At 54.9% G+C, this 4,790-nt stretch carries 4 protein-coding genes; 3 read left to right on the plus strand and 1 reads right to left on the minus strand.

All coding sequences use genetic code 11. The features are described 5' to 3' along the window. Both HP459_RS21390 and HP459_RS21395 read left to right on the plus strand, forming a co-directional pair. Positions 1-1,096 (plus strand): MalY/PatB family protein (locus tag HP459_RS21390; protein WP_171936802.1); only part of this gene is annotated, 1,096 nt, incomplete at its 5' end. A gap of 16 nt (positions 1,097-1,112) precedes the next feature. After that, entirely contained in the window at positions 1,113-3,002 is a 1,890-nt protein-coding gene (locus tag HP459_RS21395) for an enterotoxin (protein ID WP_171936803.1), read from the plus strand. A 67-nt stretch (positions 3,003-3,069) separates the two neighbouring features. Here HP459_RS21395 and rsmI read toward each other — a convergent pair whose 3' ends face one another. Next, positions 3,070-3,933: a 16S rRNA (cytidine(1402)-2'-O)-methyltransferase gene (gene rsmI / locus HP459_RS21400; RefSeq protein ID WP_023307053.1), complete on the minus strand. Its 864-nt coding sequence runs from the start codon at positions 3,931-3,933 to the stop codon at positions 3,070-3,072. Positions 3,934-3,994: 61 nt separating this feature from the next. Between rsmI and HP459_RS21405 the strand changes: the two genes are divergently transcribed. Beyond that, positions 3,995-4,790: penicillin-binding protein activator (locus HP459_RS21405; RefSeq protein WP_171936804.1), on the plus strand; the 796-nt coding region annotated here is incomplete at its 3' end.

Below are 4,790 nucleotides of genomic sequence, written 5' to 3' on the forward strand. Positions count from 1 at the left end.
TTTCGGTGATGTCCCGGAGGGATTTATCCCGCTGTGGATAGCAGACATGGATTTCACCTCGCCACCCGCCGTGATTGAAGGCTTTCAGCGCATCGTGGAGCATGGCACCTTCGGTTACACCTGGTGCTTCGACGAATTCTACGATGTGGTCATCGCCTTCCAGCGCACCCGTCATCAGGTTGAGGTGCATAAGTCATGGATCACCCTGACCTACGGCACCGTTTCTACGCTGCACTATACGGTTCAGGCGTTCTGCAATCCCGGCGACTGCGTGATGATGAACACCCCGGTGTATGACCCGTTTGCGATGGCGACACAGCGACAGGGCGTGCGGGTGCTTGCAAATCCGCTGAGCGTGAAGGAAAACCGCTATCAGCTGGATTTTAATCTGATTGAAGTTCAGCTCAAAACTCACCGTCCAAAACTGTGGTTTTTCTGCTCGCCGCATAACCCCTCGGGCCGCATCTGGCGCGCGGATGAGATACGCCAGGTGTCCGATCTCTGTAAGCGCTACGGCACGATTCTGGTGGTTGATGAGGTTCACGCCGAGCACATTCTGGACGGTACATTCGTCAGCTGTCTGACTTCGGGCTGTGCCGCCCAGGACAACCTGATTGTGCTGACCTCCCCCAATAAAGCCTTCAACCTTGGCGGGCTAAAAACATCTTACTCAATGATTCCAGACGATTCGCTGCGCCAGCGTTTCCGCCAGCAGTTGGAGAAGAACTCCATTACCTCGCCGAATATCTTCGGCGTGTGGGGGATTATTCTGGCCTATCGGCAAGGTCTGCCATGGCTCGACGCGCTGAATGGTTATCTGCGCGGCAATGCCCGCTACCTTGCAGATGCCATCCAGACCCACTTCCCTGCATGGAAGATGATGAACCCGGAGTCGTCGTATCTCGCCTGGATAGACGTCAGTGCGGACGATCGCAGTGCGACGGCGCTAACCCAACATTTCGCCAAACAGGCTGGCGTGGTCATCGAAGATGGCAGCCACTACGTACAAAACGGCGAAAACTACCTGCGTATTAACTTCGGCACCCAGCGCTACTGGCTGGAACAGTCCATCAACCGAATGCTGAAGCATTACTGATAAGGATCTTACCCCGATGAAAACAAGGCTCACTCTCTCACTGCTGGCTCTCTGTGTTTCTCATGGCGCGGCAGCAGCAAACTACGCGCTCAGTAACAACAATATTGCCCTTTCGTTTGATGATGCAAATGCAACGGTAGTAGTAACGGACAGCAAGGCTAACCATCCGCTCACGCCACAGGAGTTGTTCTTTCTGACGCTGCCGGATGAAACAAAAATCCACACCGCTGATTTCAAAATCAAGCACGTCGAAAAGCAGGGCAACGCGATAGTCATCGACTTTACGCATCCGGATTTTAACGTAACGGTGAAACTGAACCTGGTGAAGGGAAAATACGCCAGCATCGGCTACACCATCGCCGCCGTCGGGCAGCCGCGGGACGTAGCGAAAATGACCTTCTTCCCGACGAAGAAGCAGTCTCAGGCACCTTACGTTGACGGGGCGATTAACAGCTCGCCAATCGTGGCCGACTCGTTCTTCATCCTGCCAGACAAACCGATTGTGAATACTTACGCTTATGAAGCCACCACGAACCTCAACGTGGAGCTGAAAACGCCAATTCTGCCTGAGACACCGGTCAGTTTTACCACCTGGTTCGGCACTTTCCCGGAAACTAATCAGCTGCGGCGCAGCGTAAACCAGTTTATCGATGCCGTGCGCCCGCGGCCTTATAAGCCTTATCTGCACTACAACAGCTGGATGGACATCGGCTTCTTTACTCCTTACTCCGAGCAGGATGTCATTGGACGAATGGACGAATGGAATAAAGAATTTATTGCCGGACGCGGGGTGGCGCTGGACGCGTTCCTGCTGGACGATGGCTGGGACGATCGCACCGGACGCTGGCTGTTTGGCCCGGCATTCAGCAACGGTTTTGGCAAAGTCAGGGAAAAAGCCGATAGCCTGCATAGCTCGGTTGGGCTGTGGCTTTCACCGTGGGGCGGTTACAACAAGCCGCGCGATATTCGCGTCTCGCATGCAAAAGAGTATGGTTTCGAAACCGTAGATGGCAAGCTGGCGCTGTCGGGGCCGAACTACTTTAAAAACTTTAACGATCAGATCATTAAGCTGATCAAAAACGAGCACATTACCTCGTTCAAGCTCGACGGAATGGGTAACGCCAATTCGCATATCAAGGGCAGCCCATTTGCATCGGATTTTGACGCGTCCATTGCCCTGCTGCACAACATGCGCAGCGCAAACCCGAACCTGTTTATCAACCTGACCACCGGGACCGACGCGAGCCCGTCCTGGCTGTTCTATGCTGATTCAATCTGGCGTCAGGGCGATGATATCAACCTGTACGGTCCCGGCACGCCAGTGCAGCAGTGGATGACCTACCGGGATGCCGAAACTTATCGCTCCATCGTACGCAAAGGTCCGCTGTTCCCGCTGAATTCACTGATGTACCACGGGATCGTCAGCGCAGAGAACGCTTACTATGGACTGGAGAAAGTACAAACGGACGGTGATTTTGCCGATCAGGTCTGGAGCTACTTCGCGACCGGAACTCAACTTCAGGAGCTGTACATCACGCCGTCCATGCTTAACAAGGCGAAGTGGGACACCCTGGCACAGGCGGCGAAGTGGTCGCGTGAGAATGCCAGCGTGCTGGTGGATACGCACTGGATTGGCGGTGACCCAACTTCGCTTGAGGTTTACGGCTGGGCCTCATGGAGTAAAGACACAGCGATTTTTGGTTTACGCAACCCGTCGGATAAGCCGCAACGTTACTACCTGGATTTAACCAAAGATTTTGAGATCCCGGCAGGAGAGCGCTCGCAGTTTACCCTGAAAGCCGTGTACGGCAGTAATTCAACCGTACCAGAGGAGTATAAAAACGCTGTGGTGATTACGCTGCAACCGCTGGAAACGCTGGTGTTTGAGGCGATTCCGGGAAAATAGTGAGGCTTTGACACGGTGTAGGCCGGGTAAGGCGAAGCCGCCACCCGGCAAAACAGGCGGCAGGGGCTTACTCCCCCTGCTGCTCCAGCGCATATTTATACAGCGCATTTTTCTTCACGCCGTGGATCTCCGCCGCCAGCGCCGCCGCTTTTTTCAGGGGCAGTTCAGCCTGTAGCAGGGTCAGCGTACGCAGCGCATCGGCAGGCAGGGCGTCTTCCTGCGCTTTATGCCCTTCGACAATCAGCACCATTTCGCCCTTGCGGCGGTTCTCATCCTCTTTCACCCACGCCAGCAGTTCGCCAACCGGCGCGCCGTGAATGGTTTCCCAGGTTTTGGTCAGCTCGCGCGCCAGCACCACGTAGCGGGATTCGCCCCAGACGGTAACCATATCCTCCAGGCTTTCCAGCAGGCGGTGGGTTGATTCGTAAAAAATCAGGGTACGCGGCTCTGCTTCCAGATCCTTTAACACGTCGCGACGGCCTTTGGATTTAGCAGGCAGGAAACCTTCGTAGCAGAAACGATCGGACGGCAGGCCCGCCGCACTTAATGCGGCAATAGCAGCACACGGCCCCGGCAGCGGCACAACGCGGATCCCTGCTTCACGGCAGGTGCGCACCAGATGGTAACCCGGATCGTTGATAAGCGGCGTACCCGCATCGGAGACCAGCGCGATGTTCTGCCCTTCTTTCAGCTTCGCCACCAGCGTTTCGGCTTTTTGTTGCTCATTGTGATCGTGCAGGGCAAACAAACGGGCGTTAATGGCAAAGTGCTGCAGCAGTAAACCGGTATGACGGGTGTCTTCAGCAGCAATTAAATCAACAGCTTGCAATACAGTGAGTGCACGTTGGGTAATATCAGACAAATTCCCGATAGGAGTAGGTACAATATAAAGCTGGCCTTGAGAATTATCTGCCGTTTCGTGTTGTTTCATTGTTTCGTCCGTATTGCCGATTTAATATTGAGCATTGCGTAAAAAAATCACTGGATACAGTATGGTACCGTTAACGTTTCTTCGAAAAAAAGCCGCGCACAGCGTGCCCCTCCTGCTGGCAGCCCTGATCTTTACCGGCTGCGGCACCCAGGCACCCGACCAGAGCACTGCTCATATGCAGGGATCCGCTCAGGCTGATTCTGGCTTTTATCTGCAACAAATGTCGCAGAGTTCAAATGATACCAGGATCAACTGGCAATTACTCGCCATTCGTGCACTGCTGAAGGAAGGAAAAACCCAGCAGGCCGCCGAGCTGTTCAGCCAGCTGCCGCAGGATCTTAACGACACTCAGCGCCATGAGCAGACGCTGCTGTCGGCAGAACTGAAGGTCGCGCAGAAAGATTTCGACGGCGCGAAGAAGATCCTCGGCACTATCGAACTGAGCGCGCTGGATAAGAATCAGCAGGCCCGTTTCTGGCAGGCCGGTATCACCGCTGAGCAGGGTCGCCCCTCCCTGACGCTTCTCCGCGCGCTGATTGCCCAGGAGCCTCTGCTTGCGGGTGCGGACAAGCAGAAAAATATTGACGCAACCTGGCAGGCACTCGCCTCCATGACCCAGGATCAGGCCAGAGCGCTGGTGATCAACGCCGATGAAAATGTCCTGCAAGGCTGGCTGGATCTGCAACAGATGTGGTTCAACAACCGCAGCGATCCGAACATGCTGAAAGCCGGCATTACCGACTGGCAAAAGCGCTACCCGCAAAACCCGGGAGCAAAAATGCTGCCAACGCAGCTGGTGAACGTGCAAAACTTTAAGCCCGCCTCCACCAGCAAAATCGCCCTGCTGCTGCCGTTAA

The sequence above is a fragment of the Enterobacter sp. CM29 genome (assembly GCF_013179605.1).
Classification (GTDB): Bacteria; Pseudomonadota; Gammaproteobacteria; order Enterobacterales; family Enterobacteriaceae; genus Enterobacter; species Enterobacter intestinihominis.